This window comes from Comamonas koreensis (assembly GCF_014076495.1).
GTDB lineage: Bacteria > Pseudomonadota > Gammaproteobacteria > Burkholderiales > Burkholderiaceae_C > Comamonas > Comamonas squillarum.
In genome coordinates, this window is the sequence record NZ_CP043575.1 from 1771893 (window position 1) to 1797510 (window position 25618).

Annotated in this window: 27 protein-coding genes and 1 pseudogene; 19 read left to right on the forward strand and 9 right to left on the reverse strand. The window is 65.1% G+C overall.

Annotation, left to right across the window (positions count from 1 at the left end; all coding sequences use genetic code 11):
- Positions 1-154: 154 nt before the first annotated feature.
- Positions 155-814, reverse strand: a pseudogene (locus F0Q04_RS07935) (Smr/MutS family protein); the annotation flags it as partial.
- On the reverse strand, positions 811-1509 hold the full coding sequence (gene radC, locus F0Q04_RS07940; RefSeq protein WP_116924741.1) for a RadC family protein: 699 nt from the start codon (positions 1507-1509) through the stop codon (positions 811-813). The gene radC and the pseudogene F0Q04_RS07935, both read right to left, overlap by 4 nt.
- A gap of 277 nt (positions 1510-1786) precedes the next feature.
- On the opposite strand from radC, the gene F0Q04_RS07945 reads away from it, so the two are divergent.
- The 3 genes from F0Q04_RS07945 (at position 1787) to serS (ending at position 4691) form a co-directional block, all read left to right on the forward strand.
- Complete coding sequence (locus F0Q04_RS07945; protein WP_232539547.1) at positions 1787-2272, forward strand: FKBP-type peptidyl-prolyl cis-trans isomerase; 486 nt, start codon at positions 1787-1789, stop codon at positions 2270-2272.
- Positions 2273-2274: 2 nt separating this feature from the next.
- The gene (ispH, locus tag F0Q04_RS07950) at positions 2275-3258 is read left to right on the forward strand and encodes a 4-hydroxy-3-methylbut-2-enyl diphosphate reductase (protein WP_021026409.1); all 984 of its coding nucleotides are present in this window, start codon (positions 2275-2277) and stop codon (positions 3256-3258) included.
- A 116-nt stretch (positions 3259-3374) separates the two neighbouring features.
- Positions 3375-4691: a serine--tRNA ligase gene (gene serS, locus F0Q04_RS07955; RefSeq protein WP_182345119.1), complete on the forward strand. Its 1317-nt coding sequence runs from the start codon at positions 3375-3377 to the stop codon at positions 4689-4691.
- A gap of 66 nt (positions 4692-4757) precedes the next feature.
- On the opposite strand, the gene F0Q04_RS07960 is transcribed toward serS, so the two are convergent.
- A complete protein-coding gene (locus tag F0Q04_RS07960; protein WP_116924916.1) occupies positions 4758-5507 on the reverse strand; it encodes a type 1 glutamine amidotransferase in 750 nt (249 codons plus the stop codon).
- A gap of 263 nt (positions 5508-5770) precedes the next feature.
- Between F0Q04_RS07960 and yghU the strand changes: the two genes are divergently transcribed.
- The gene (gene yghU, locus F0Q04_RS07965; RefSeq protein WP_182345120.1) at positions 5771-6607 is read left to right on the forward strand and encodes a glutathione-dependent disulfide-bond oxidoreductase; all 837 of its coding nucleotides are present in this window, start codon (positions 5771-5773) and stop codon (positions 6605-6607) included.
- Positions 6608-6632: 25 nt separating this feature from the next.
- On the opposite strand, the gene F0Q04_RS07970 is transcribed toward yghU, so the two are convergent.
- The 3 genes from F0Q04_RS07970 to F0Q04_RS07980 form a co-directional block, all read right to left on the reverse strand.
- Positions 6633-7118: a ribosomal protein L7/L12 gene (locus F0Q04_RS07970; RefSeq protein ID WP_182345121.1), complete on the reverse strand. Its 486-nt coding sequence runs from the start codon at positions 7116-7118 to the stop codon at positions 6633-6635.
- A gap of 100 nt (positions 7119-7218) precedes the next feature.
- Positions 7219-8133, reverse strand: coding sequence for an NAD(P)-dependent oxidoreductase (locus F0Q04_RS07975; RefSeq protein ID WP_116924917.1), 915 nt, complete (start codon positions 8131-8133; stop codon positions 7219-7221).
- A 70-nt stretch (positions 8134-8203) separates the two neighbouring features.
- Positions 8204-9097, reverse strand: coding sequence for a LysR family transcriptional regulator (locus F0Q04_RS07980; protein WP_116924746.1), 894 nt, complete (start codon positions 9095-9097; stop codon positions 8204-8206).
- A gap of 72 nt (positions 9098-9169) precedes the next feature.
- On the opposite strand from F0Q04_RS07980, the gene F0Q04_RS07985 reads away from it, so the two are divergent.
- Positions 9170-9340, forward strand: coding sequence for a hypothetical protein (locus F0Q04_RS07985; RefSeq protein WP_165841120.1), 171 nt, complete (start codon positions 9170-9172; stop codon positions 9338-9340).
- Here the strand turns inward: F0Q04_RS07985 and F0Q04_RS07990 are convergent.
- From F0Q04_RS07990 to F0Q04_RS08000, 3 genes are all read right to left on the reverse strand, one after another.
- The gene (locus tag F0Q04_RS07990; RefSeq protein ID WP_182345122.1) at positions 9337-10983 is read right to left on the reverse strand and encodes an ABC-F family ATP-binding cassette domain-containing protein; all 1647 of its coding nucleotides are present in this window, start codon (positions 10981-10983) and stop codon (positions 9337-9339) included. The genes F0Q04_RS07985 and F0Q04_RS07990 overlap by 4 nt on opposite strands.
- Before the next feature lie 226 nt (positions 10984-11209).
- The gene (locus tag F0Q04_RS07995; RefSeq protein ID WP_165841121.1) at positions 11210-11818 is read right to left on the reverse strand and encodes a M17 family peptidase N-terminal domain-containing protein; all 609 of its coding nucleotides are present in this window, start codon (positions 11816-11818) and stop codon (positions 11210-11212) included.
- A 72-nt stretch (positions 11819-11890) separates the two neighbouring features.
- Positions 11891-12880, reverse strand: coding sequence for a LysR family transcriptional regulator (locus F0Q04_RS08000; protein WP_182345123.1), 990 nt, complete (start codon positions 12878-12880; stop codon positions 11891-11893).
- An 81-nt stretch (positions 12881-12961) separates the two neighbouring features.
- On the opposite strand from F0Q04_RS08000, the gene F0Q04_RS08005 reads away from it, so the two are divergent.
- The 14 genes from F0Q04_RS08005 (at position 12962) to F0Q04_RS08070 (ending at position 25540) form a co-directional block, all read left to right on the forward strand.
- Positions 12962-13597, forward strand: coding sequence for a DsbA family protein (locus F0Q04_RS08005; RefSeq protein ID WP_116924750.1), 636 nt, complete (start codon positions 12962-12964; stop codon positions 13595-13597).
- Positions 13598-13614: 17 nt separating this feature from the next.
- The gene (locus F0Q04_RS08010) at positions 13615-14010 is read left to right on the forward strand and encodes a nuclear transport factor 2 family protein (RefSeq protein ID WP_116924918.1); all 396 of its coding nucleotides are present in this window, start codon (positions 13615-13617) and stop codon (positions 14008-14010) included.
- Positions 14007-14300, forward strand: a complete 294-nt coding sequence (locus tag F0Q04_RS08015) for a hypothetical protein (protein ID WP_232539548.1) — start codon at positions 14007-14009, stop codon at positions 14298-14300. The genes F0Q04_RS08010 and F0Q04_RS08015 overlap by 4 nt, the downstream gene beginning before the upstream one ends.
- A gap of 66 nt (positions 14301-14366) precedes the next feature.
- Entirely contained in the window at positions 14367-15317 is a 951-nt protein-coding gene (locus F0Q04_RS08020) for an MBL fold metallo-hydrolase (protein ID WP_182345124.1), read from the forward strand.
- A 156-nt stretch (positions 15318-15473) separates the two neighbouring features.
- A complete protein-coding gene (gene lepA, locus F0Q04_RS08025) occupies positions 15474-17282 on the forward strand; it encodes a translation elongation factor 4 (RefSeq protein ID WP_021026425.1) in 1809 nt (602 codons plus the stop codon).
- Between the two features lie 26 nt (positions 17283-17308).
- A complete protein-coding gene (lepB, locus tag F0Q04_RS08030) occupies positions 17309-18277 on the forward strand; it encodes a signal peptidase I (protein ID WP_182345125.1) in 969 nt (322 codons plus the stop codon).
- A 25-nt stretch (positions 18278-18302) separates the two neighbouring features.
- Complete coding sequence (locus tag F0Q04_RS08035) at positions 18303-18671, forward strand: DUF4845 domain-containing protein (protein ID WP_043339557.1); 369 nt, start codon at positions 18303-18305, stop codon at positions 18669-18671.
- Entirely contained in the window at positions 18672-19355 is a 684-nt protein-coding gene (rnc, locus tag F0Q04_RS08040; protein ID WP_116924753.1) for a ribonuclease III, read from the forward strand.
- Positions 19356-19455: 100 nt separating this feature from the next.
- Positions 19456-20439 carry a GTPase Era gene (era, locus tag F0Q04_RS08045; protein ID WP_116924754.1) on the forward strand — a complete coding sequence of 328 codons (984 nt, stop codon included), beginning with the start codon at positions 19456-19458 and terminating at the stop codon, positions 20437-20439.
- A 114-nt stretch (positions 20440-20553) separates the two neighbouring features.
- Positions 20554-21315 carry a DNA repair protein RecO gene (gene recO / locus F0Q04_RS08050; protein WP_116924755.1) on the forward strand — a complete coding sequence of 254 codons (762 nt, stop codon included), beginning with the start codon at positions 20554-20556 and terminating at the stop codon, positions 21313-21315.
- On the forward strand, positions 21312-22082 hold the full coding sequence (locus tag F0Q04_RS08055) for a pyridoxine 5'-phosphate synthase (RefSeq protein WP_027010795.1): 771 nt from the start codon (positions 21312-21314) through the stop codon (positions 22080-22082). Before recO ends, F0Q04_RS08055 begins: the two co-directional genes overlap by 4 nt.
- Positions 22083-22106: 24 nt before the next feature.
- Positions 22107-22499, forward strand: coding sequence for a holo-ACP synthase (acpS, locus tag F0Q04_RS08060; protein WP_116924757.1), 393 nt, complete (start codon positions 22107-22109; stop codon positions 22497-22499).
- Between the two features lie 55 nt (positions 22500-22554).
- Positions 22555-23640 carry a beta-N-acetylhexosaminidase gene (nagZ, locus tag F0Q04_RS08065; protein ID WP_182345126.1) on the forward strand — a complete coding sequence of 362 codons (1086 nt, stop codon included), beginning with the start codon at positions 22555-22557 and terminating at the stop codon, positions 23638-23640.
- Between the two features lie 142 nt (positions 23641-23782).
- Entirely contained in the window at positions 23783-25540 is a 1758-nt protein-coding gene (locus F0Q04_RS08070) for an ABC transporter ATP-binding protein/permease (protein WP_182345127.1), read from the forward strand.
- The last annotated feature ends 78 nt before the right edge of the window (positions 25541-25618 follow it).

Below are 25618 nucleotides of genomic sequence, written 5' to 3' on the forward strand. Positions count from 1 at the left end.
GCTTGGGCTTGTCACTGCGGTACTGCGCCGCCCAGGATGCGACCTGCTGGGCCACCGGGTCGGGTGCCGGCACGGCCGCTGCCTGCTGGGCCAGTGCCTGCATCTGCAGCAGCGCATCGGCCACATTGACGGCGCTGGCCGCCATCGATGCGGCACGCAGCAGCACCACCAGGGCGCCGGCGCCACCATCGGCCGGGCGCGCCTGTACAAAGGCCAGCACCTCGTTTTTCTGCACCAGCCAGCTGTGCACCCGGCCTTTGAGCACCGGCATGCGCCCGGGTGAGCCCAGGCCCTTGCCATGCACCACGCGCACGCAGCGCAGCCCCTGGCGCTGCGATTGACGGATAAAGCTGCCCAGCGCCTGACGCGCCTCGTCGGTGCGCAGGCCATGCAGGTCGATCTGGCGCTGGATGGTCCAGTGCCCGGCGCGCAGCTTGTGGACCACATCGCGGCCAATGCCCTTGCGCCGAAAGCTCAGCTGGTCGTCGGTGTCGAGCAGGGTGCTGGCGTCGAACTCATCGCTCATCGCTTCGAGCAGCACACGCTGCTCGTCGGCCCAGTGCTGCAGCGGTAGCGGGTCGGGCGGGGGCGTTTCGGCGCTGATCTGGCCGCTGCTGGGCAGCGGGCGCACGGCGCCTACGGTCTGGCGAAACAGCTGGCGGTCGCGCTCGCTCTGGCGCAGCGCCTGCTGGCGGGCGGCTTCTTGCAGCTGGCGCTGGGCTGCCTGCTCGGCCTGCAAGGCCGTCAGCGCCTTGCGCAGCTGCTTGAGCTCCCGCAGCGATGCCACGCTGCCGGTTTTGTCCTGCTTACTCACATCTCACCTTCCTCGGCCATCGACAGTGCTGCTCCGGGCCCAACAATAATATGGTCCAGCACACGCACATCGACCAGGGACAAGGCGGCCTGCAAGCTCTGCGTGAGTTGCTGGTCCGCCTGGCTGGGCGTGACCTGGCCGCTGGGGTGATTGTGCGCCAAGATCACCGCTGCAGCGTGGTGGTGCAGGGCCCGCACGACCACTTCGCGCGGATAGACGCTGGCCTGGCCCAGGGTGCCGCGAAACAATTCCTCCAGCGCAATCAGCTGGTGCTGGCTGTCGAGAAACAGCACGGCAAACACCTCATGGTGCTTGTGCGCCAGGTGCAACTGCACATAGGCTTTGACAGTGGAGGCACTGCCAAGCAGGCTGCGCTGCTGCAATTGCTGGGCCATCGCGCGGCGGGCCAGCTCCAGCACCGCGATCAGCTCGGCGCGCTTGGCCGGGCCCAGGCCCTTGACCTGTGCGAGCTCGGCGCTGCTGGCCTGCAGCAGGCCGTTGATGCCGCCAAAGCTGCCTGGGGCATCGGGCTGGCGCGGGGCCAGCAGTTCAGCGGCCCATTGCAGCACGCTCTTGCCGGCCATGCCGGTGCGCAGCAAGATGGCCAGCAGCTCGGCATCGGTCAGCGCGCCGGCGCCCTTGGCGAGCAGTTTCTCGCGCGGCTGGCAGTCGGTAGGGATGTCTTTGAGGGGCATGGCGTCCTCTCAGTGCAGCTGGCCCGGCAGCGGCTGGGCGCGAGACGGGCAGGGCAGGGGCCGTGCATGCCTTGCGCAAGCGCGGGCAGCGGCAGGGGCAAGGCAGCAAAGATGGGTGTTCATAGGCACTCCTGGAGGTTCGCTGTCGGCCGGTGGCCTGGGGACCGGGCAAAACCACTGCCTGGGGCGCGGGCTCTGCCTGGGATCTTTTGATGCAGGTTGCATGCAGGGGTTTCACCCTACAACCTACAATACACCCCAGTTTATAGGGATTTGCATGACTACTCCGATGGCCCCCGTGACGCCGCTGCCTGCCGATGCGCCAGTGGTACAACCCGGATCGTTTCTGACCTTGCACTACCGCCTGGCTGGCCCGGCGGGCGATGTGATCAACACCTTTGAAGGCAAACCCGCGACCCTGTCGCTGGGCATGGGTGAGCTGTCGCCGTCGGTCGAGAACCTGCTGCTGGGTCTGCCCGAGGGCACGCATGCGACCTTCCACGTTCCCGCCGGCGAAGCCTTTGGCGAGCGCAACCCGGACATGGTGCAGTGGGTGGCGCGCCGCCTGCTCAATGAGCTGGGCGATCCGATGGAGCAGTACACCCTGGGCGATGTGGTGCAGTTCCCCACCCCCGATGGTGCCAGCACCTATGCCGGTGTGGCGATGCAGGTGCGCGACGATGGCGCAGTGCAATTTGACTTCAACCACCCGCTGGCCAGCCAGCCGGTGACCTTTGAAGTCCAGCTGATCGGGGTGCTCTGAGCATGTTGCGGCCCCAGGAAATCGTATTGGCCGAGCCGCGCGGCTTTTGTGCGGGCGTGGATCGGGCGATCGAGATCGTCGAGCGTGCGATCGAGAAATTTGGCGCGCCCATCTATGTGCGCCACGAGATTGTGCACAACACCTATGTGGTCAACGACCTCAAGGCCAAGGGCGCGATCTTCATCGAAGAGCTCGATGACGTGCCGCCCGGCGCCACCTTGATCTTCTCGGCCCATGGCGTGAGCAAGGCCGTGCAGCTGGAGGCCGAGCGCCGAGGCTTTAGCATTTTCGACGCCACCTGCCCGCTGGTGACCAAAGTCCATGTGGAAGTGGCCAAGCTGGCCAAAGAGGGCTATGAGTTCATCATGATCGGCCACAAGGGCCACCCCGAGGTCGAAGGCACGATGGGCCAGCTGTCCGAAGGCATCCACCTGGTCGAAGAGGTGGGTGATGTGGCCCATGTCCACCCCAGCCAGACCGACAAACTGGCGGTGGTGACCCAGACCACGTTGAGCGTGGACGATGCCGCCGAGATCACGGCTGCCGTCAAGCTGCGCTTTCCGCAGATCCGCGAGCCCAAGCAGCAGGACATTTGCTATGCGACGCAGAACCGCCAGGATGCCGTCAAGGTGATGAGCAGCCAGGTGGACCTGGTGATCGTCGTGGGCAGCCCCACCAGCTCCAACAGCAACCGCCTGCGCGAGCTGGCCGTCAAGTTGGGCACGCCGGGCTATATGGTGGACAACGCTGACGAGCTCCAACCCGAATGGTTTGACGGCATCGCCCGCGTGGGCCTGACGGCAGGCGCCTCGGCCCCCGAGGTGCTGGTCAAGCAGGTGATCGAGCGCATCAAGGTGCTGGGCGCGACCTCGGTGCGCAAGATGGATGGCATCGAAGAGACCGTGAAGTTCCCGCTGCCCAAGGGCCTGAAAATCGATGTCGGCGGGCTGGAGATTTCTGCACGATCTCCGGAGACGGGTCGCTGAACGAGGCCTGGTGGCCTGGCGGCTCGTCCACTCCCGTTGATCGCGGTGGGCAGTGCCCACCCCCACCCCCTTTCATTGGGCAGGCCTAGGCGCTGCCCCACCCCAAGAGGTAATTCATGCTTGATATTTTGTTGCTACGCAAAGACCTGGACTCGGTCATCGCCCGTTTGCAGACCCGCAAGAGCCCCCAGGCGTTTTTGAATGTCGAAGCCTTCAAGGCCTTGGAGGCCGAGCGCAAGACCATCCAGACCCGCACCGAAGAGCTGCAGGCCAAGCGCAACCAGCTGTCCAAGCAAATTGGCATGCTGATGGGCAAGGGCGAGAAGGACGCGGCCGAAGCGGCCAAGGCCGATGTGGCCGCGATGAAGACCGAGCTGGAACAGTCGGCCACGCGCCTGGATGAACTGCAGGCCGAGCTGCAGGCCATGCTGGTGGCCGTGCCCAACCTGCCGCACGAGAGCGTGCCGGTGGGCGAGGACGAGTCGGCCAACGTCGAAGTGCGCCGCTGGGGCACGCCGCGCAGCTTTGATTTCGAGATCAAGGACCATGTCGATGTCGGCATGCCGCTGGGCCTGGACTTTGAGGCTGGCGTCAAGCTGACCGGCTCGCGCTTTACGGTGATGAAGGGCCCGATCGCCCGCCTGCACCGCGCGCTGGCGCAGTTCATGATTGACCTGCAGACCGAGCAGCACGGCTACACCGAGTGCTATGTGCCCTACATCGTCAACAGCGACTCGCTCAAGGGCACGGGCCAGCTGCCCAAGTTCGAGCAGGACCTGTTTGCCGCCAACAAGGGCGGCCAGGATGCCGAGCCGGTGCACGATACTGCGGCGCTCTACCTGATCCCGACCTCGGAAGTGCCGCTCACCAATCTGGTGCGGGACGAAGTGCTGAGCGAAGACCAGCTGCCCATCAAGCTGACGGCGCACAGCCCTTGCTTCCGCTCGGAAGCGGGCTCGGCCGGCCGCGACACGCGTGGTCTGATCCGCCAGCACCAGTTCGACAAGGTCGAGATGGTGCAGGTGGTGCATCCGGACAAGAGCTACGAGGCGCTCGAAGAGATGACGCGCCATGCCGAAGACGTGCTGCAGCGCCTGGGCCTGCCGTACCGCGTGCTGGCGCTGTCGACCGGCGACATGGGTTTTGGCGCTGCCAAGACCTATGACCTGGAAGTCTGGCTGCCCGCGCAGAACACCTACCGCGAAATCAGCTCGGTGAGCAACTGCGAAGCCTTCCAGGCCCGCCGCATGCAGGCCCGCTTCAAGAACGCGCAAGGCAAGAATGAGCTGGTCCACACCTTGAACGGCTCGGGCCTGGCCGTGGGCCGCACCCTGGTGGCCGTGCTGGAGAACTACCAGAATGCTGACGGCTCGGTGACGGTGCCAGAAGCGCTGCAACCTTACCTGGGCGGCGTGGCCGTGCTGAAGGTCTAAGCTTTTTAGGCTTTCCCTCGTCCAAAGCCGGTGCAGCAATGCCCCGGCTTTTTTGTGGGTGCCGGCTTATGCCAGCGCCAGGCGCGCCTCTCCCCACACCGGCATATAAAACAGGCGCGGGCGCGGCAGTTGTGCCGTCCAGGCGCTGTAGCTGCGCGCGGCAATCTGGTGCAACTGGCGGATGTGCTGGGGCAATTGCGCCAGGATCTGCGCCCGGCTTTGCACGGCGGGGCCAGCTGCGCTGCGCAACTCGGGCGCACCTTCATCGCACCAGTCGCGCACGCTTTGCGCGGTGACCTCCAGATGGCCTTGGAAGGCCCAATGGCGTCCATGCACAAAGCCCTTGTTCAGGCAGTGGCGGCCGTACATGCTGCGGCTTGCGCCTGGCGGAATCTCAAAGCTGTCGTAGTGCCAGTTGAAGATGGTGGCCTCGGCGGGCAAGTCCATCTGTTCTTGGGCTTGGGGCGTGACCCAGACGCGACCCCAGCCGATGTTGGCGCAGGGGTTGCGCCAGACGCGCGCGCCCATCGCACGGGCCAGCATCTGCGCGCCAAAGCAGTGGCCGAGCACGGGCACGTCCGCCGCCAGGGCGCTTTGCAACAGGCAGCGCTCCTGCTCGATCCAGCGCAGCTGCTCATTGGCGCAATGGTTGCTGCCCAGCACAATGATGCCGCGGTAATCACGCGCGCGCATGGCTGCGATGCCCTCGTTGCAGGGCCTGATCAATGCATAGGGGATGCCGTGCTGCTGCAAATGCGCGAGCAGCACGCCTGGGCCCTGCGAGGTTTCATGCTGGAGGATGGCGACAGGTTTCATGGAGGCTGGCTTGCAGGTCAAGCCCTGGGTGGAGAGGCCTCCACTGTAGAAAGCCTGGCATTGAGCGCATATCTAGACTGCGTGGGCTGGCATCAAGATGGCGTCAAGGGGCCGCAACCTGCGTTGTGGTCTTTTTCGGCACTGCTGCAGCGCGCTGGGCTCCTCTCTATGATCGGCAGCAGGTGGCCTTACCGCACTTGCGCCCGCACCCCGCCGGGCCGCAGCGGTGGGCCCCAGCCCTACACAGAAAGCTGAGGTAAAGCATGTCGGATCAAGCCTACCAACCGCCCAAGGTCTGGACCTGGGACAAAGGCAATGGGAGCGCATTCGCCCATATCAACCGCCCCGAAGCGGGCGCCACGCATGACAAGCTGCTGCCGGTGGGCAAGCACCCCTTGCAGCTGTATTCGCTGGGCACGCCCAATGGCGTCAAGGTGACGATCATGCTCGAAGAGCTGCTGGAGCTGGGCATTGCCGAGGCCGAGTACGACGCCTGGCTGATCAATATCGGCGAAGGCGACCAATTTGGCAGCGGCTTTGTCGAGGTCAACCCCAACTCCAAGATCCCCGCGCTGCTCGACCGCAGCGGCAGCACGCCTGTACGCGTGTTCGAGTCGGGCTCCATCCTGCTGCACCTGGCCGAGAAGTTTGGCCAGTTCCTGCCCAAGGAGGGCGCAGCCCGCACCGAGGTGCTGAACTGGCTGTTCTGGCAGGTGGGCAGTGCGGCCTTTCTGGGCGGCGGCTTTGGCCACTTCTATGCCTATGCGCCAGAGAAGATGGCCTACCCGATCAACCGCTATGCGATGGAGGTCAAGCGCCAGCTCGATGTGCTCAACCGCCAACTGGCCGAGCAGCGCTTTATTGCTGGGCAGGATTACAGCATTGCCGACATGGCCGCCTGGCCCTGGTATGGCGCGCTGCTGAACAACGAGGTCTACAACGCGGCCGAGTTCCTGGATGTCGAGTCCTACCAGCATGTGCGCCGCTGGACCGATGAGATCGCGCAGCGCCCTGCGGTGCAACGCGGCCAGCGGGTCAACAAGGTGCGCGGTAGCTCGCCGATGCCCGAGCGGCACAGCGCAGCGGACTTTCTGCGCTGATTCAGAAGCTGGCGTGCTGGGCCGATCAGGCGCGCCAGAAGTACCAGCCCGCCAGCACCAGGGCCAGCACCACCACGAATACGGCCGTCCAGGCGCCCGAGCTTTGCACCCGGCCGGGTTCATGGCCGGGGGCCATCCAGGCTGCGGTACCTGCGGGCGCGGGCGCTGGGTGGCTGGGGGTGTGGGGCAAATGGGCCTCGACCAGCCATTGCTGCGGGTCGCCCGATTCAATGCGGTCCTTGGCGTCCTTCAAGCCGATGCCGGTCGCATCCCGCAGCAGCTTGATGGCGACGATCTTGTCGCCCCGGGCCAATGCCGTCTCGATGGCAGTTCGCAGCGCGGCACCCTCGCGTGGCGGCTCATGGCCGTCGCCGCCATCCAGCTGTGATTCCAGCGCATGCTTGGCTTCTGCCAGGCCCATGCCGGTTTCTTCGCGCAGGCGCTTGATGGCGGCAATCTTGTCGTTATTGCGCCAAAGCGACGCGATATGGGCAGGGATGGGAGCGGACATGGGCAAGGCTGCGGATGGTGGAGCAGCAGCCTTTGTACCCCGTTTGCGCGGCTGCGGCCATAGGACGGAGGCTGACATTACCGCCTCCTGGGTGGGCGCCTTAGCCCGGTGTCCATCCCTTGGGTACGCGCGGCTTGTCAATGCCGGCCAGGCCGCAGAGCACATCGGCCATGCCTGAAAAATCGAGACCGCCATGCTGGCTGGCGCGGGCCAGGCTGTAGGACTCGTGCACGGCCGCGGCCACCGGCATGGGCACCTTGCTGGCATGGGCGGCAGCGACGACCAGCGACATGTCCTTGTGGGCCAGGTCGATCGTGAAGCCCGGCGTGGTGTCACCCTGCAGCACCTTGTTGGCAAAGTTCATGCGCAGCTGGCCATTGGTGGCCGAGGTGCCCAGCAGCACCTGCAAGGTCTTGGTGATATCGAGGCCAAAGCGCTGCGACAGCGCCAACGCCTCGGCATTCACCTGGGTCAGGGTGACAGCCAGGTAGTTGTTGACCAGCTTGGTGCGCCCGCCCGTGCCCACCGGGCCGCAGTGGTGCGTGGTGGTGCCCATGGCGTCGAGCAAGGGCTGCACGCGGGCCAGATCGGCGTCGCTCGCGCCCACCATGAAGAGCGACTCGCCCCGGTCGGCATGCTCGGCCAGGCGGCCCACGGGCGCATCCACCATCGTCAGGCCCTTGGCAGCGGCCTGCTGGGCCAGCCGGTCGGTCGCTAGCGGGTCGATGGTGCTCATGTCCATCAGAATGCTGCCGGGCTGGGCATGCGCAAAGATGCCGCCATCGCCCAGCGCCGTCTGTTCCACCTCCACCGACGAGGGCAGCATGGTGACGATGATGCTGCAGTCGCGGGCCAGCTCGGCCACGCCGGCGCTTTGCGCGCCCATCGCGACCAGGTCCTTGACCGCTGTCGGGTTCAGGTCATGCACAACCAGTGCAAAACCCTTTTTGACGAGGTTGGCGGCCATGGGCTTGCCCATGCGGCCCAGGCCGATAAAACCGATCTTGTCTGCCATGCATGTCTCCTTGTTGGTATGCAGCCATGATGGCAGGCGTGAGGTGCTGCCCCCTGTCAAACACAGGACATCAGCGGGGTAGTGCAAAAGCGGCCAGCACCTCCAGCACTGCAGCGGCTGCCGGGTTGTGGCTGCCATCGCGGCGGTGGGCCACGGCCATGGGGCGCATCAGCCGGGGCCAGAGCTGGCGCACCTGCACGCCAGGCAGGTGCAGCTGGTCTTCCACCTCTTCGAGCGGCAGGATCACCGCACTTTGGCTGGCCGCTGCCAGGCTTTTGAGGGCGCCGGGGTAGCTGAGCGTGAGAAATGGCCGGGGGTGGTGGCCTGCCTGGCCGAACCAGCCGGCAATCAGCCCATGCATTTGCGTGGCCGGCGCAAACGAGGCCCAGCGCTTGTCCGCCAACCAGTCCGGCGTCACCCGCTTGGGCGCCTTCCAGGCCGCGGGCAGCAGCACCACCATCGGGTCATTGCGCCAGGGCGTGAGCACAATCTCGGCGCTGCTGGGCTGGGGGCTGGCCACAATCGCCACATCGAGCGATCCCGCGCGCAGGCGCTGCATCGCATCGGCCGAGCCCACCGCTTCGAGCTTGACCTCGACGCCCGGGCTGCGCTGGCTGAGTTGCTCGAGCATCATCGGCAAGAGGCGTGTGCTTACCCCTGCCGAGACGCCCACCTTGACCAGGCCTTCGCGGCCACTGGCGCGGCGCTGCACCAGGTCGATCAGCTCATCGCTGGCGTCGAGCAGTTGGCGGCCCTGGGCCACCAGCACTTCGCCCGCTGCCGTAAGCACCGCCTGGCGCCGGCCGCGCAGCAGCAGGGCCGTGTCCATGCGCGCCTCCAGCTCCTTGATATGCAGGCTGATCGCCGGTGGCGACAGGTGCAGCGCTTGCGCGGCTGCGGCAAAGGTGCCCAGGTCGGCGATGGCGACCAGGGTTTGCACCTGGTCGAGGTTGAGGTTTCGCATCAGTTTTTCTGAAGTGAATGCATAGGAAATTCAACTTTACAGAAGTCTGGCCGGCGCCGAGCATCGGTGTCCATGCAAAACCCTCGACCACTCCCCGATTCCAGGCTCCAGCAGCCGCCACCTATAGCTGCCCAGCTGCCGCTCGGCTGGCTGGCCAGGCGCTGGCGCCGCTGGCTGGATCTGTGCCAGCGCGCCGAGCAGCGCATCAGCGAGAACTTCCGGGTACCACCAGGTGGTGGCTAAATGGGTGCATCGTTTCTCCATGGCGCCATCTGCCAGCGGTCGCTATCGAGCGCCAGCTGGTGCGTCAGCGCCAGCGCATCAAGCAGCGCCTCATCGTGCGAGACAACAACCAGGCAGCCCGGGTAGCTGCGCAGCATGTCCTCCAGCGCTTGCAGTGCGGACAGGTCCAGGTGATTGTCCGGTTCGTCCAGCAGCAGGAGCTGCGCGGGCGCATCGCGGTACAGCGCGCAGGCCATCGCAGCTTTGAGCCGTTCGCCACCGCTCAGCTGGCCGCTGGGCTGCAGAATGCAGCGCGCATCGAGCCCCAGCTGCGCCAGGCGCATGCGCAGCACGCCTTCCGGTGTCTGGCAGTTGCTTTGCTGCAGCTGGGCGAGCAGGCTTTGCGCCGGGTCCAGCCCGCTTTGCTGCTGGTCCAGCATGGCCCAGGGCACATGCACTTGCCGCTGTCCGGCGCTGGGGGCCAACTGGCCGGCGAGGATCTGCAGCAGGCTGCTTTTGCCGCTGCCATTGGGCCCTGTGATGGCCAGGCGCTGGCCCGCGCGCAGCTGCAGGTTCAGGGGCTGCGCGCCGGGCAGGCGCGGTGACTGCAGCGCCTGCAGCTCGGCAACGATGGCATCGCTGCTGCGGCACCGATCAAAGGCCTCGGGCGGCAGCTGCCAGTGGATGGGGCCGGCCTGCCAGTCGATGGCCTGGGCCGCTTCGCTGACGCGGGCGTTCAGCGCCTCGCGGGCAGTGGCATGCTGGGTCAGCAGTTTGCCTGACGATGCCTGGGCGCGCTGCTTGGCGCCGCCCAGCAGGATCTTGGCCTGGTTGGCTTGCTTGCCCTCTTTTGCGCCTCTGGCCTGCCTTCGCTCCTGCCGCTCTTGCTGCGCGCGCAGCGCCTGCTCGCCGCGTTTGCGCTCCTGCTTGCTGCGGGCCAGCGCATCCGCCGCCAGTTGCGTGCGCTGCTGCTGGGCCTGCTGGTGGCCGCCAAAGGAGCCGCTGTACAGCTGCAGTCCCTGGCTGCTCAGCTCGGCAATCGTCTCCATCTGCGCGAGCAGGCGCCGGTCATGGCTGATCAGCAGCAGGCCGCCGGGCCAATGCCGCAGGCGCTGCGCCAGTGCGGCGCGGCCCGCGGCATCGAGGTGGTTGCTGGGCTCGTCCAGAATCAGAAAATCGGCCTGGGCCCGTTGCGCGCCCAAGAGCGCCAAGCGCATCGCCTGGCCGCCGCTCAATGCGCTGGCCGGGGTCTCTGCGGGCAGCGCGGGCAAGCCGCTGTCTTGCAGCAGGGTCTGGAACTGCTGGCGCAGATCCCAGCGCTCGGCCACCAGGGCAAAGTCCTGCGGGTCGCTGCTGCCTTGCTCGATGCGCTGCAAGGCCGCCAGTGCAGGCGCCAGCCCAGCCAGCGCGGCAATGCTCTGGCCGGGGTGCTGCACCAGCAGGTTCTGCGCCAGGTAGTGGATGCGGCCTGCGCGGCTGATGCGGCCACGCGTCGCCTCGAGCTCGCCGGCCAGCAGCCGTGCCAGCACCGTTTTGCCCACGCCATTGCGGCCGACCAGCGCGGTGTGCTGGCGGTCAAAACGGGCGTGGAGATCGGAGAAAAGCGGCCGGCCTTGCGGCAGCGAATAGGAGACGCCATGCAGCGCCAAATGTGTGTCTGTCATACCCGTGCGATGTCATCGATGCCGAACATCCCCGCGCCATGGCTGGTGAGCCTGCAGCCTTGGCGCCCGTTAGACAGGGCAGCCGCTGCCATCAAGGGGCGGGACGTGGGGCCGTCAACAAGACGGCAGCATCAATGGCGCATGGGTAGAAGACCTCGCACAGGTAAAGAAGCGGCCCATTGTAGGCCGCATGCCGCAGCGGTCAAGGCTGCGGTTTTGCAGACCCTCAGCCCATCATGGATGCAAACGCTTGCTGGTACTGCTGCAGCTTGTGCGGGTAGTGGGCGGCACCGGTGTCAAACACCCAGTGCCCGATCGCAGGCGCGGGCGCCAGCCCCAGGCTGTGCAGCTGGTGCAGCGCATCGAGCTGGGTCTTGAAGCCATGCAGCATGGGGCCGTTGACGTCTTCATCGGAGTGGATGCCGGTGTCCAGAATGCTGGGCGCGATCGCAATGCTGCGGGCATTGCGCAACTGGCCGACGCGCAGTGCGCAGGCCACGGCCGCTGCGCTGGTCGCCGGGCTCCAGTCTTCGGGGTGGCCCATGCCGATGACCAAGATGGCAGCGGCTTGCGCGGCGCCCGCAGGCGGGGTGATGAGCAGCGTCTCGAGCGGCTGGGCGCGGAAGGCGCCATCGCGCCGGGCCTGGGCCAGCTGGCCGCCCAGGGCGGCATCGAGGTTGGCCAGGCCGCCTGCCAGGGGCTGGTGGTCCACTTCATGCGTGAACATGCAGGCGCAGGAGAGGTCGACCTGCGCCCCGGTGGCGTCCACCGTGACAAGTTCTATCTTTACGCCACGGTACTGGCCGATCTCGCCACGTTCTACTGCTGCTGCCATGCTGGGGTCTCCTGTCAAGCGGGGTTGCACTGCGGCCCGGTGCCGCAGGCGTGATCGATCGTACCCAGCTCCTCAATGGGGTGCAGCGGACGGCCCATTTTTCGGAGTGTGGGGGCCTTCGTCATGGGTCTCTTGCTGCGCCAGCTGCTCTTGCAGCAGTTCGACAAAGGCACGCACCTTGACTGGGCGAAAGCGCGCGGCAGGGAACACCGCATGGATGCCGCCCGAGGGCAGCTTCCAGTCGGGCAGCACCTGCAGCAGCCGGCCGCTGTGCAGGTCGTCCGCCACCGCATAGTCGGGCAGCACCGACAGGCCCGCGCCGTGGCGCACTGCCTCGCGCACGGCCATCGTGGCGTTGAGCGACAGCACCGAGGGCATATTGACATTCTGGCGCTCCAGCGCGCTGCGCGAAAAGCTCCAGTGCAGCGGTTCGCGCAGCGCCGTGTTGGCAACAAAGGGCAGGGCGCGCAACTGCTGGGGCTCCTGGATGCCAGCCAGCTGGCTGCGCCAGGCAGGTGCGGCCACCAGCAGCTGGCGAAAGCTGCCGATCTGGCGCGCCTGCAGATGCAGCTCGGTGAGCCAGCCCACGCGGATGGCCAGCTCCACCTGGCCGTCCATCAAATCCAGCGACTGGTCGCTGAGCGACGCATCGACCTTGCACTGCGGGTAGCGGCGGCAGAACGCGGTAATCGCCGGCACGATGGCCGCGATGCCGTAGTCGAGCGGGGCGGTCAGCCGCAAGGTGCCCGAGGGTGCCTGGGCCGACTGTGACAGTTCATCAAAGGCGTCTGCGGCTTCCTTGAGGATCAGTGCGCAGCGCTGGTAGAAGGCCTGGCCCGCATCGGTGGGGGCCACCTTGCGCGTGCTGCGGGTGAGCAGACTGGTGCGGAAGTCCGCCTCCAGCCGGGCCACCTGCTGGCTGACCACGGCCTTGGTGATGCCCAGGCGCTCGGCGGCGGCCGTGAAGCTGCCGGTCTCGACCACCGCACTGAAATAGGCCAGGCGCTTGAGGTTGGAGAAGTGGCCAAGGCTGGTATCGTTCACATTGTTTGCTTTTTGCATACGAATTATCTATTTGATATCTATTTATTTGCCAATCCAAACCACCTACTATGGCGGCATTGCATCCGATATGGAATAGATATGAAACGTCTGTACTACCTTTTTGACCCCCTGTGCGGCTGGTGCTATGGCGCGGGCCCGCTGCTGGAAACCCTGGTGCAGCGCAGTGGCGAGCAGCTGCAGCTGCTGCCCAGCGGCCTTTTCTCGGGCGAAGGTGCCCGCCCCATGGATGAGGCCTTTGCGGCCTACGCCTGGAGCAATGACCAGCGTATCGAGCGCCTGACCGGCCAGCCCTTTAGCCAGCGCTACCGCAGCGAGGTGCTGGACAAGCCCCAGCAGATGTTTGACAGTGGCCCGGCCACGGTGGCGCTCACTGCCGTGCACCTGACCGCGCCGCAGCGCGAGGCCGAGGCGCTCAAGGCGATCCAGCATGCGCGCTATGTCGATGGGCTGGACAACACCGCCATCGCCGTGTTGCTGGAGTTGCTGCGCGGCCTGGGCCTGGATGACGCGGCCGCCCGGCTGGCGCAGCCCGATGCCGCTTTGCTGCAAGCCAACAGCGCACGCGTGGCGCAGGCCCGGCAGCTGATGCGCGAGCTGGGCGCCCAAGGCGTGCCCAGCTTTGTGCTGGAGCGCGATGGCCAGCGCCAGCTGCTCAACGCAAGCACCGCTTTTTCCAACCCCGAAGCCTTTGTGGCGCAATGGCTGGCCGCCTGAACCTGTACGGAGACTGTATGACCACCAGCAACCTGGACACCATTGCTGCCACCTATGAAGGCAGCCCCGAGGACAACGCCCGCCATTTGATGGCCGCGCTCGCGCCCGAGGTGCTGTGGATCGAGGCTGCAGGCTCGCCCTATGCGGGCCAGTATGTTGGCGCGGCGCAGATCGTGGAGGGCGTATTTGCGCGGATTGGCAGCGACTGGGCGGTGTTCAGCGCTCAGGTACATACCTACCTGGCCGATGGCGACCGGGTCGCCGCTTTTGGCCGCTACACCGGCACGCACCGCGCCAGCGGCAAGGCCATGGTGGCGAGCTTTTCGCACCTGTACCAGCTGCGCGATGGCCAGATCATCCGCATGGAGCAGGTGGTGGACAGCGCCCCCATGCTGCAAGCGATGCAGCCATGACGGCCATGTACAGCGCCGACGAACTGCGCGAGCTGCAAGTGCTGGCGGCCCGGTTGCAAGCGGGCGACTGGCATGCCGCCCACGATGGTGTGCAGCGCTACTCCGGCCTCATGGCCGCCTGGCTGCATGGCATCGTGCATTTGCAAGAAGGCGATCTGGAAGACGCCGAGAACTGGTATGAGCGCGCGGGAAAGCGCTTTCGCCAGCGCGAGAGTCTGGCCCGGGAGCTGGAAAAACTGCAGGCGGCGATTGCGCAAGCTATTGCAGAGCGCATCGCTGCCGATGTCTGAATCCCTGGGGTGCAGCCTCGCCTGCGCCCACCTTTTTTCACTTCTCTTTTGAAAGCAAACACGACCATGAAACAACACTACTACACGCTGTCGGCCTGCGCACTGGCCGCCGCCCTGTTGGCCGGCTGTGAGCGCAGCAGCACGGCATCGGCGCCTGCTGCGCCAGCCGCCAGTGCGCCGGCAGCCCCCGCGCCGGCCGACACCCAGCAAGTTGCGCTGACCACCGAGGTCTTCAACCCGGGCGAGCAGGCGATCTTTGCCGTGTCCTCGGTGCTGGTGCAGGGCAAGAGCGAGGTGCTGCTGATCGATGCGCAGTTCTCGGCCGAGCAGGCGCGCAAGCTGGCCGACAAGATCAAGGCCACCGGCAAGCGCCTGACGACGATCTATATCAGCCATGGCGACCCGGACTTCTACTTTGGTCTGGACACCCTGCAGGCCGCGTTCCCCGAGGCCAGGATTGTGGCCACACCGCAGACCATTGCCCATATCGAGGCCACCAAGGACGCCAAGCTCAAGGTCTGGGGGCCGCAGCTGGGTGAGAACGCGCCCAAGCAGCTGGTGGTGCCCCAGCCGCTGCAAGGCGACAGCCTGCAGGTGGATGGCCAGGCCTTGCAGCTGATCGGCCTCGATGGCCCGACACCGGACCGCACCGTGGTGTGGATTCCGTCGATCAAGACCGTGGCCGGTGGCATCCCGGTGCTGGCCGGTGAGCATGTCTGGATGGCCGATACCCAGACGCCGCAGTCGCATAGCGACTGGCTGGCGATGCTGGCGCGCATCAAGGCATTGAACCCGGAGGTCGTGATCCCCGGCCACTTTGCCGGCGTGATGCCCGCTGGCACGGCGGCGCTGGACTTCACCGCTGACTACATCCGCGCCTTTGACGAAGAAACGGCCAAGGCCAAGGATGGCGCGGCGCTGGAAGCGGCGATGAAGCAGCGCTTCCCCAACCTGGGCGGCCTCGAAAGCCTGGCGCTGAGCGCCAAGGTGGCCAAGGGCGAGATGCAGTGGCACTGATGAAGGCGGAATAGGTCGCATCGAGTGGCACCCTGGCGGGATCGAGCCATCCCCGCCGGGGTGCATTGCTTTTTGCCTACAATGCGTGTTTTGGCTGGAATCTCCAGCCCCTTTGGCGTGCGCGCCAGATTCCAGGCCTTTTTCCGTTGTTTGTTAATGCAGCACATTCGTAATTTTTCCATCATTGCCCATATTGACCATGGCAAGTCGACCTTGGCGGACCGCCTGATCCAGTATTGCGGAGGCCTGGCTGAGCGCGACATGGAGGCACAGGTGCTGGACTCGATGGACATCGAGAAAGAGCGCGGCATCACGATCAAGGCGCAGACGGCGGCCTTGCAGTACAAGGCCAAGGACGGCAAGGTCTACAACCTCAACCTGATCGATACCCCCGGCCACGTGGACTTCTCCTATGAAGTCTCGCGCTCGTTGTCGGCCTGCGAAGGCGCGCTGCTGGTGGTCGATGCCTCCCAAGGTGTCGAAGCGCAGACAGTGGCCAACTGCTACACCGCGCTGGACCTGGGCGTGGAAGTGTTTGCCGTGCTCAACAAGATGGATCTGCCCAATGCAGACCCGGACAATGCCAAGGCCGAGATCGAGGATGTGATTGGCATTGATGCGAGCGATGCGATTCCCTGCTCGGCCAAGACAGGCATGGGCATTGAAGAAATTCTGGAAGCCGTGGTGGCCAAGGTGCCGCCACCCAAGGGCGAGCCCGAGGCACCCCTGCGCGCGATGATCGTGGACAGCTGGTTTGACCCCTATGTGGGCGTCGTGATGCTGGTGCGCGTGGTCGACGGCCAGCTCAAGAAGAACGAGCGTTTCAAGATGATGGCCACCGGCGCGGCCTATGAGGCCAACAGCCTGGGCGTGTTCACGCCCGCCAACGAGTCGCGCGATGTGCTCAGGGCCGGCGAGGTGGGTTACATCATTGCCGGCATCAAGGAGCTGAAGGCCGCCAAGGTGGGCGACACCATCACCCTGGAAAAGAAGCTGCCCAACAACCTGGGCCCGGCCAGCGCGCCGCTGCCGGGCTTCAAGGAAGTCAAGTCCCAGGTGTTTGCCGGCCTGTATCCGACCGAAGCGTCCGAGTACGACCAGCTGCGTGATGCGCTGGAAAAACTCCAGCTCAATGATGCGGCGCTGCACTACGAGCCCGAAGTCTCGCAGGCGCTGGGCTTTGGCTTTCGCTGCGGCTTCCTGGGCCTGCTGCACATGGAAATCGTGCAGGAGCGTCTCGAGCGCGAGTTCGACCAGGACCTGATCACCACCGCGCCCAGCGTGGTCTACCAGGTGCTCAAGGCCGATGGCGAACTCGTCGATGTGGAAAACCCCTCGAAGATGCCAGATGCCGGCCGTCTCGAAGAGGTGCGCGAACCCATCGTGACCGTGCACCTCTACATGCCCCAGGACTATGTCGGCCCGGTGATGACCCTGGCCAACCAGAAGCGCGGTGTGCAGATGGACATGGCCTACCACGGCCGCCAGGTGATGCTGACCTATGAGATGCCACTGGGCGAGATCGTGCTGGACTTCTTTGACAAGCTCAAATCGGTCTCGCGTGGCTATGCCTCGATGGACTACGAGTTCAAGGAATACCGGGCCTCCGACGTGGTCAAGGTCGACATCCTGCTCAACGGCGAGAAGGTGGACGCGCTGTCCATCATCGTGCACCGTTCGCAGTCGGTTTACCGTGGCCGCGCCGTGGTTGCCAAGATGCGCGAAATCATCAGCCGCCAGATGTTCGACGTGGCGATCCAGGCGGCGATTGGTGCCAACATCATCGCCCGCGAAACGGTCAAGGCCATGCGCAAGAACGTGCTGGCCAAGTGCTATGGTGGCGACATCACGCGTAAGCGCAAGCTGCTGGAAAAGCAGAAGGCCGGCAAGAAGCGCATGAAGCAGATCGGCTCGGTGGAAGTGCCCCAAGAGGCGTTCCTGGCGATTTTGCAAGTGGACGATTAAGAAGAGAAGAAGCCAAGAACAACGCTATGCAACTCCTGACAACACTGATTCTGGCCGCTTTTGTGGCCTATATGGGCGCCTGGTACAGCGGCGCCATCGAAGGCAATTTTGCACTGCTGCTGTTTTTGGCCACGGTGATCACCGGCGCCTACTGGCTGGCAGAGCGCTTTTACTTCTTCCCCCGGCGCCAGGCGGCCGCTGCCCAGCTCGAGGTCTCGGCGGCCGAGCGGCGCCGCCAGCTCGATGCCCAGGGCATCGACAAGGTTGACGGCGACGATGTGCAAGAAGGCAAGGCGCGCCTGTTGATGCAGCCCTGGTGGCTGGATTGGACCGCGGGCCTCTTTCCGGTGATCGCGGTGGTCTTCATCCTGCGCTCTTTCCTGTTTGAGCCCTTCAAGATTCCGTCGGGCTCGATGATTCCCACCTTGCAGGTGGGCGACCTGATCCTGGTCAACAAGTTCACCTATGGGGTGCGCCTGCCGGTGATCAACAAGAAGATCACCGAAGGCACGGCGCCCAAGCGCGGCGATGTGATGGTGTTCCGCTACCCCCCGCAGCCGAGCATGGACTACATCAAGCGTGTGGTGGGTGTGCCCGGTGACGAGGTGGCCTACATCAACAAGCGCCTGACCATCAATGGCAAGGCGGTGCCGACGACCAACCAGCCCGATTACTTCGAGCAGGATGCGATGCGCTACTTCAAGCAGATTGAAGAGCAGCTGGGCGACAAGCCGCACCGCTCCATCATCAACCCGGACGTGCCCAACTTCGTGCAGGGCGTGACGGATTTCAAGTACAAGGACAACTGCCGCTACAGCGTCGAGGGCGTGACCTGCAAGGTGCCCGAAGGCCATTACTTCATGATGGGTGACAACCGCGACAACTCGTTGGATTCCCGTTACTGGGGCTTTGTGCCGGATGCCAATATTGTCGGCCGGGCCTTCTTTGTCTGGATGAATTTCGGTAACATCAAGCGTATCGGACCGTTTAACTAAAAAAGTTTTCTAAGAGGGATTGACTATGCAGGCTATGAAACAAGCACCCCGGCAGCGCCAGCGCGGCATGTCGTTCATCGGTGTGGTGCTCTGGGGTTTCATCATCGTGGCCCTGGCCATTGTGGGCAGCAAGGCAGTCCCGATCGTGATCGAGAACATGAACATCAAGAAGGCCGCCGTCAAGGCTGCCCGCCAGGGCACGACGGTGCAGGAAGTGCGCGCCATCTATGAGCGCTCGCAGGCGATTGATGACATGACCTCGGTCAATGCCAAGGATTTGGAAGTGACCAAAGACACGGACGGCAAGATTGTGGTGTCCTACAGCTACGAGCGGGACATCCCCTTGTACGGGCCAGCCTTTCTGGTCTTCCGTTTTAACGATAGTGTGAAGTAGGTGGAATCAGAACTCAGTCGATTGCAGGAACGCCTGCAGTATTCTTTTGCGAACGGTGCGTTGCTGCAGCGAGCGGTAACGCACCGTAGTTTTTGTGCGGATCACAATGAGCGCCTGGAGTTTCTGGGCGACTCGGTGCTGGGCCTGGCGGTATCGACGATGCTGTTCCAGAAGCTCAAGGGCACCCCGGAGGGCGAGCTCTCGCGCATGCGCGCCAACCTGGTCAAGCAAGACACCTTGCACCAGATTGCGCTGCGCCTGCAGCTGGCCAAGGTGCTGCGCCTGGGCGAAGGGGAGTCTAAATCGGGGGGGCGTGAGCGCCCCTCGATACTCGCCGATGCGGTCGAGGCGATTATTGGAGCGGTTTACTTGGATGCCGGCTACACGCGGGCCGAGGCGATCGTGCATCATCTCTATGAGCGTGTCGAAATCTCGCAGCACATGCCCGCCGCATCCAAGGATGCCAAGACGGCGCTGCAGGAGTGGCTGCAGGCACGCAAGAAATCGGTGCCGGAGTATGTGGTGACCGGCACAACCGGGGCTGCGCATGCGCAGACCTTCCATGTCGACTGTGTGGTGCCGGCCTTTCAGGCCCGCAGCGAAGGCGCTGGCGCATCGCGCCGTGCGGCCGAGCAGGCGGCAGCTGCCATCATGTTGCAACAACTGCAGACCCAGCATCGCTAAGCTTTTTATGACCTCGAAAAAACCCCTATCTCCAAGCGCTGCTGGCCAAGACCCTGCAGAGCTGTTGCCTTCGGGCCAGACCCTCTCTGACCTGGATGCGATGCTCGCGGCCGCCAAGCCCGGCGCGACTGTGGCACGCGTCAGCGCCCCCGATGCCGACCAGGCCGAGGCGCCTGCCGCGCCCACCGGCCCGCAGCGCTGCGGTCTGATTGCCATCGTCGGCAAGCCCAATGTGGGCAAGTCCACGTTGATGAATGCCCTGGTCGGCCAGAAGATCTCGATCACCTCGCGCAAGGCGCAGACCACACGCCACCGCATCACCGGTATCCGCACAAAGGACAACACCCAGTTCGTGTTTGTCGATACGCCGGGCTTTCAGACCCGCCACTCGCGCGCCTTGAACAAGTCGCTCAACAAGACGGTGATGGGCGCCATCGGCGATGTGGACCTGATCCTGTTTGTCGTGGAGGCGGGCAGCTTCACCTTGGCCGACGCCAAGGTGCTGTCGCTGTTCAAGCCCGGCATTCCCACCTTGCTGATCGCCAACAAGCTCGACACCGTGCACCGCCGCCACGAGATTGCGCCCTGGCTGCGCGACATGCAGGAGCGCCACCCCTTTGCCGAATTCGTGCCGATGTCGGCCAAGAACAAGGGCGATATCGAGCGCCTGTTCGGCATCTGCGAAAAGTACCTGCCCGAGCAGGCCTGGTTCTACGGTCCTGAAGAGCTGACCGACCGCAGCGAGAAGTTCCTGGCGTCCGAGACCGTGCGCGAGAAGCTCTTTCGCTTCACCGGTGATGAGCTGCCCTACACCTCGACCGTTGTCATCGACAAGTTCGACGAGGAGCCCAGCAAGACGCATGGCCGCTTCATGCGCATTGCAGCGACCATCGTTGTCGAACGTGATGGCCACAAGGCCATGGTGATTGGCGAGAAGGGCGAGAAGCTCAAGCGCATCAGCACCGAGGCACGCCAGGAGCTCGAAAAGCTGCTGGGCGCCAAGGTGTTCCTGGAAGTCTGGGTCAAGGTCAAGTCCGGCTGGGCCGATGACGAGGCCCGGGTCAAGTCCTTCGGCTACGAATAAGCGCAAGCCTGGCGCATACCGGCCCACCGCCTGCTGTGCCCGGTCGGCGCCCAGTGCGTGATACCCGATCTCTTCTCTGGCCCCAACGGGGTCACGTACTGCACCCCCTGAGCCATGGCTGTCAAGCGCGTCAATGAAGAACCGGCCTACATCCTGCACCGGTATGACTGGAGCGAATCCAGCCTGGTGCTGGAATGCTTTACACGGCACCGGGGACGCGTAGCCCTGGTCGCCAAGGGCGTTAAAAAACCCACGTCCAACTTTAGGCCGGTGCTGCTGGCCTTGCAGCCGCTGCGCCTGTCCTGGGGCATCGCGGGCGAGGGGGCCTCGGACATCCATACGCTCAAAAGCGCCGAGTGGGTAGGCGGCCACACGATGCCGGTGGGCGCGGGCCTGCTCTCGGGCCTGTACCTCAATGAGCTGCTGATGCGGCTGCTGGCGCGCGAAGACCCGTTTGCCAACCTGTTCGACATCTATGCCGGTGTGGTGCGGGTGCTGGCCACCGACCATGGCGAGGTGCTCGAGCCCGTGCTGCGCGCCTTTGAGCTGCTGCTGCTGCGCGAGCTGGGGCTGCTGCCATCGCTGGCGGCGCAAACCCTGTCGCTGCAGCCGCTCCAGCCCGCCACCCGCTATGTGCTGGTGCCCGACGCCGGCCTGCGCGAGGCCCATGGGCAGGACAGGGCGGGGCTAAGCGGTGCACAATGGGAGGGCTTGGAGCAAGCGCTGTCCGCTGCAAACCCCTATCCCGCAGTGCTCAGGGCTTGCGTGTTGTGCGCCGCAGAGTTAAAAGTTCAGTTGCGTACGCTGCTGCAACACCATTGTGGTCAGCCGGTATTGCGTACGCGCCAGTTGATGATGGATATCCAATCACTATGACTACCCCCGTGAAAACTGCCCTGTCTATCAACCTCAACAAGGTGGCACTGGTGCGTAACACCCGCCACCTGGACATCCCCAGCGTGACGCGTGCGGCACGTCTGTGCCTGGAAGCGGGCGCGCAGGGGATCACCGTGCACCCGCGGCCGGACGAGCGCCATATCCGCCCGGGCGATGTGGAGCGGCTGGCCGATGTGATCGCCACCTGGCCGGTCAAGCGCGAGTACAACATCGAAGGCAATCCTTTCCAAAATCTGATGACCTACGTGCGCCAGTACCGCCCGCACCAGGCCACCTTTGTGCCCGATGGCGAGGACCAGTTCACCAGCGACCATGGCTGGAACTTTCCGCAAGACGCCGAGCGCCTCAAGCCGCTGGTGGACGAGTGCAAGGCACTGGGTGTGCGCGTGAGCCTGTTCATGGACCCGATCCCCGAGCAGATGGCCGCTGCCAAGGCGGTGGGCGCCGACCGGGTCGAGCTCTACACCGAGCCCTATGCGGCCGCCTTTGGCACGCCGGAGCAAAGTGTGCAATTGGCGCGCTACGTGGCCGCGGCCAAGGCGGCGCAGGCTGTGGGCCTGGGCGTCAATGCCGGCCATGACCTGAGCCTGCGCAACCTCACCCCCTTTGTGACCCATGTGCCCCAGGTGCTGGAAGTGTCGATTGGCCACGCCTTTGTCACCGATGCGCTGGAGATGGGCTACGCCGAAGCCGTGCGTGCCTACCGCCGCTCGCTCGATGCCCGCGCCGATGGCGTGCTGCTGTAACCGCACGCCCAGGTCTGTGACAGCATGATCTACGGTATTGGCACCGACATCTGCGATATCCGCCGCATCCGCGCTACGTTGGAGCGCCAGGGCGAGCGCTTTGCCCACAAGGTGCTCGCCGAGGGCGAGCTGGCCGTCTGGCGCCGCCGCAGCGAGCGCTGGCCTGACCGGGGCGTGCGCTACATGGCCACCCGCTTTTCGGCCAAGGAGGCCTTCAGCAAGGCCGTGGGCCTGGGTATGCGCATGCCGATGACCTGGCGCAACTGCGAGGTCATCAACCTGCCCAGCGGCAAGCCGGGCATCCGGCTGCATGGCGAGCTGGCCGCCTGGTTCGAGGCGCAAGGGCTGACGGCCCATATCACCGTGACCGACGAGGTCGACTATGCCGCGAGCTTTTGCGTCGTCGAAAAGCTCTGATTCCCGCTCCCCGGGCCCTGCCAGGGCCCGTTTTTGAATTGTCCGCATCCCTCCCATGCACGCTCCTCTGATCATTGATATCGCCGGCAAGGCCCTGACCGATGCCGACCGCGCCCGCCTGGCCCACCCGCTGGTGGGGGGCGTCATCCTGTTTGCCCGCAACTGGGAGAGCCGCTCGGCGCTGGTGCAGCTGTGCGCGCAAATCAAGGCCATCAAGCCCGATTTGCTCATTTGTGTGGACCATGAGGGCGGGCGCGTGCAGCGCTTCCGTACCGATGGCTTCACGCACCTGCCATCGATGCGCCATTTTGGCCAGATGTGGATGGACGACGGCCAGGGCCGCCAACACCGCATGGGCAGCGGCGCGATGCGCGCGATGAATGCCGCCACTGCAGCGGGCTATGTGCTGGGTGCCGAGCTGCGCGCCTGCGCGGTGGATTTCAGCTTTACCCCGGTGCTGGATCTGGACTATGGCGAAAGCTCGGTGATCGGTGACCGCAGCTTTCACCGCGACCCGCGCGTGGTGGCGATGCTGGCCAAGAGCCTCATGCATGGCCTGCTGCAGGCGGGCATGGGCAACTGCGGCAAGCATTTCCCCGGCCACGGCTTTGTGAAAGCCGATTCGCATGTGGATATTCCCGTCGATGGGCGCAGCCTGACTGCCATCCTGGCCGAGGATGCCGCGCCTTACCCGTGGCTGAGCAGCGTGCTGACGGCCGTGATGCCCGCCCATGTCATCTACCCCAAGGTGGACAAGCGCCCGGCCGGCTTTAGCGAGAAATGGCTCAAGGATGTGCTGCGTACGCGCCTGCGCTATGACGGCGCGATCTTCAGCGACGACCTGAGCATGGAAGGCGCGCGCCGCATCAATGGGAGCTTGATCAGCTACACCGAGGCCGCGCTGGCCGCCTTGTCCGCCGGCTGCGACATGGTGCTGCTGTGCAACCAGAGCCTGGGCCTGGGCGCCCATGTCGATGAGCTGCTCGATGGCATGGACGACGCGCTGCGCAGCGGCCGCTGGCAGCCCGACGAGGATTCGGAATCGCGCCGCCTGGCGCTGCTGCCCGAGACCGTCCCCCAGCCCTGGGATGAGCTGATGCGCCAACCCGCCTACCAGGACGCGCTGGACCTGCTGGGCTGAGCGGGTAGGGCCACCCGGGGAGGGCTGCCCGGGTAGGGCCACCCGGGGAGGGCCGCCCGCATTGCTGGCTGCGGCAGCGGTTTAAGCCTCGCCTCAGCCCCGTCCTCTAGATTGCTCTTATCCCCTAGATGGCTGAGAGCATATGCCCCTTCACAACCCCTTGCGCCGCGTGGCGCTGGCCGGCCGCGAGGCCCTGACGCTGACGCGGCCCTATTTTGTCTCCGAGGAAAAGCTCCGCGCCTGGGGCCTGCTGGCCGCCATCGTCGCGCTCAACCTGGCAGCGGTGTTCATGCTGGTGCAGATCAACAGCTGGAACCGGGTGTTCTACGACGCGCTGCAAAACAAGCAGGCCGATGTGTTCTGGCACCAGCTCTGGCGCTTTTTGTGGTTGGCGCTGGTCTACATCGTCATTGCGGTCTACAAGTTCTACCTCACCCAGCTGCTGCAGTGGCACTGGCGGCGCTGGCTCACCGAGCACCTGCAAGGCCGCTGGCTGGCCCACAAGGCCTTCTACCGCATGGAGCTGGGCCGCTACAGCAGCAGCGAGCAGATGCCGGACAACCCCGACCAGCGCATCCAGGAAGACATCAACCTGTTTAGCAGTTATACCGTGGCGCTCAGCATGGGGCTGTTGAACGCCCTGGTCACCTTTGTCAGCTTTGTCGGCATCCTCTGGGGGCTGAGCGCGGCGATGGATCTCAGCCTGCCTGCTGTGCTGGGTGGCGGCAGCCTGCATATTCCCGGCTTTATGGTCTGGATGGCCGTCGTGTATTGCCTCGTGGGCAGCGCCCTATCGCTTTGGCTGGGCAAGCCCCAGGTGGGCCTCAATATCGCGCAGCAGCGCCTGGAGGCCGACTACCGCCACCACATGGTCCGGGTGCGTGAGCATGCCGAGGCCATTGCGATGGACGGCGGCGAGCGGGTGGAGGGCGCGCAGCTGCGCCTGCGCTTTGGCGATGTGCTGGGCAACTACCTGCAGCTGATCCGGCAGCAAAAAAAGCTTGCCTGGTTCACCAATTTCTTTGGCCAGGCCGCCGTGGTGTTTCCCTTCATCATTGCGGCGCCGCGCTTTTTCAGCGGCGCCATCCAGCTGGGCCAGCTGATGCAGATTGCCTCAGCCTTCAACCAGGTGCAGGACTCGCTCAGCTGGATCGTCAACAACTACAGCGATATAGCCGCCTGGCGCGCTACCACGCGGCGTCTGGCCAGCTTTGAGGCCGGTCTGCGCGCCCAGGCCCAAGCCCAGGGCCCGTCGCTGGAAGCGGCCGACCATCTGCAAACCCAGGGCCTGCAGGTGGCGCTGCCGGGGGGCCGGGTGGTGATCGAGGATTCGGCCTTGCAACTGGCCGCCGGCCAGGATGTGCTGATCAGCGGCCGCTCGGGCAGCGGCAAGTCGACCCTGCTGCGCAGCCTGGCCGGCATCTGGCCGTTTGCGCGCGGCCGGGTGCAGCGGCCGCTGGACAGCATGTTCATCGCGCAGCGCCCTTATTTTCCCGATGGCAGCCTGCGCCAAGCCTTGGCCTACCCGCAGCCTGCTAGCGACTATGGCGATGGCCAGCTGCAGGCAGCCTTGCGTGCAGCGCAGTTGGCGCCGCTCATGGAGCGGCTCGATGAGGTTGCCGCCTGGAACGCCGTGCTCTCCGGGGGCGAGCAGCAGCGCCTGGCGATTGCACGGGTGCTGCTCAAACGCCCGGCCTGGGTGTTTGCTGATGAGGCCACCAGCGCGCTGGACCAGGCGACCGAAGCCGAGGTCTATGCGCAGCTGGTGCAGCTGGTACGTGAGCGTGGTGGATCGCTGGTGTCGGTCGCCCACCGCGACAGTGTGCAGGCCTTCCATCGCGGGCGCTGGCAGCTCGATCCAGCGCAGCGTGCGGTAGTGCCAGGTTCCGTCACGCGCTAGCCTGGATCGCCTTCAGCTCTCCAGCTGCGATGGGCCAAAAAAATGCCTGCACAAGGCAGGCATTTGTCAGTGTCAAAT

What these genes read in the sequence shown, in the direction of transcription:
- radC (WP_116924741.1), bottom strand. Translation starts at nt 1,509, where the DNA reads ATGCCCCTCAAAGACATCCCTACCGACTGCCAGCCGCGCGAGAAACTG.
- F0Q04_RS07945 (WP_232539547.1), top strand. Translation starts at nt 1,787, where the DNA reads ATGACTACTCCGATGGCCCCCGTGACGCCGCTGCCTGCCGATGCGCCA.
- ispH (WP_021026409.1), top strand. Translation starts at nt 2,275, where the DNA reads ATGTTGCGGCCCCAGGAAATCGTATTGGCCGAGCCGCGCGGCTTTTGT.
- serS (WP_182345119.1), top strand. Translation starts at nt 3,375, where the DNA reads ATGCTTGATATTTTGTTGCTACGCAAAGACCTGGACTCGGTCATCGCC.
- F0Q04_RS07960 (WP_116924916.1), bottom strand. Translation starts at nt 5,507, where the DNA reads ATGAAACCTGTCGCCATCCTCCAGCATGAAACCTCGCAGGGCCCAGGC.
- yghU (WP_182345120.1), top strand. Translation starts at nt 5,771, where the DNA reads ATGTCGGATCAAGCCTACCAACCGCCCAAGGTCTGGACCTGGGACAAA.
- F0Q04_RS07970 (WP_182345121.1), bottom strand. Translation starts at nt 7,118, where the DNA reads ATGTCCGCTCCCATCCCTGCCCATATCGCGTCGCTTTGGCGCAATAAC.
- F0Q04_RS07975 (WP_116924917.1), bottom strand. Translation starts at nt 8,133, where the DNA reads ATGGCAGACAAGATCGGTTTTATCGGCCTGGGCCGCATGGGCAAGCCC.
- F0Q04_RS07980 (WP_116924746.1), bottom strand. Translation starts at nt 9,097, where the DNA reads ATGCGAAACCTCAACCTCGACCAGGTGCAAACCCTGGTCGCCATCGCC.
- F0Q04_RS07985 (WP_165841120.1), top strand. Translation starts at nt 9,170, where the DNA reads ATGCAAAACCCTCGACCACTCCCCGATTCCAGGCTCCAGCAGCCGCCA.
- F0Q04_RS07990 (WP_182345122.1), bottom strand. Translation starts at nt 10,983, where the DNA reads ATGACAGACACACATTTGGCGCTGCATGGCGTCTCCTATTCGCTGCCG.
- F0Q04_RS07995 (WP_165841121.1), bottom strand. Translation starts at nt 11,818, where the DNA reads ATGGCAGCAGCAGTAGAACGTGGCGAGATCGGCCAGTACCGTGGCGTA.
- F0Q04_RS08000 (WP_182345123.1), bottom strand. Translation starts at nt 12,880, where the DNA reads ATGCAAAAAGCAAACAATGTGAACGATACCAGCCTTGGCCACTTCTCC.
- F0Q04_RS08005 (WP_116924750.1), top strand. Translation starts at nt 12,962, where the DNA reads ATGAAACGTCTGTACTACCTTTTTGACCCCCTGTGCGGCTGGTGCTAT.
- F0Q04_RS08010 (WP_116924918.1), top strand. Translation starts at nt 13,615, where the DNA reads ATGACCACCAGCAACCTGGACACCATTGCTGCCACCTATGAAGGCAGC.
- F0Q04_RS08015 (WP_232539548.1), top strand. Translation starts at nt 14,007, where the DNA reads ATGACGGCCATGTACAGCGCCGACGAACTGCGCGAGCTGCAAGTGCTG.
- F0Q04_RS08020 (WP_182345124.1), top strand. Translation starts at nt 14,367, where the DNA reads ATGAAACAACACTACTACACGCTGTCGGCCTGCGCACTGGCCGCCGCC.
- lepA (WP_021026425.1), top strand. Translation starts at nt 15,474, where the DNA reads ATGCAGCACATTCGTAATTTTTCCATCATTGCCCATATTGACCATGGC.
- lepB (WP_182345125.1), top strand. Translation starts at nt 17,309, where the DNA reads ATGCAACTCCTGACAACACTGATTCTGGCCGCTTTTGTGGCCTATATG.
- F0Q04_RS08035 (WP_043339557.1), top strand. Translation starts at nt 18,303, where the DNA reads ATGCAGGCTATGAAACAAGCACCCCGGCAGCGCCAGCGCGGCATGTCG.
- era (WP_116924754.1), top strand. Translation starts at nt 19,456, where the DNA reads ATGCTCGCGGCCGCCAAGCCCGGCGCGACTGTGGCACGCGTCAGCGCC.
- recO (WP_116924755.1), top strand. Translation starts at nt 20,554, where the DNA reads ATGGCTGTCAAGCGCGTCAATGAAGAACCGGCCTACATCCTGCACCGG.
- F0Q04_RS08055 (WP_027010795.1), top strand. Translation starts at nt 21,312, where the DNA reads ATGACTACCCCCGTGAAAACTGCCCTGTCTATCAACCTCAACAAGGTG.
- acpS (WP_116924757.1), top strand. Translation starts at nt 22,107, where the DNA reads ATGATCTACGGTATTGGCACCGACATCTGCGATATCCGCCGCATCCGC.
- nagZ (WP_182345126.1), top strand. Translation starts at nt 22,555, where the DNA reads ATGCACGCTCCTCTGATCATTGATATCGCCGGCAAGGCCCTGACCGAT.
- F0Q04_RS08070 (WP_182345127.1), top strand. Translation starts at nt 23,783, where the DNA reads ATGCCCCTTCACAACCCCTTGCGCCGCGTGGCGCTGGCCGGCCGCGAG.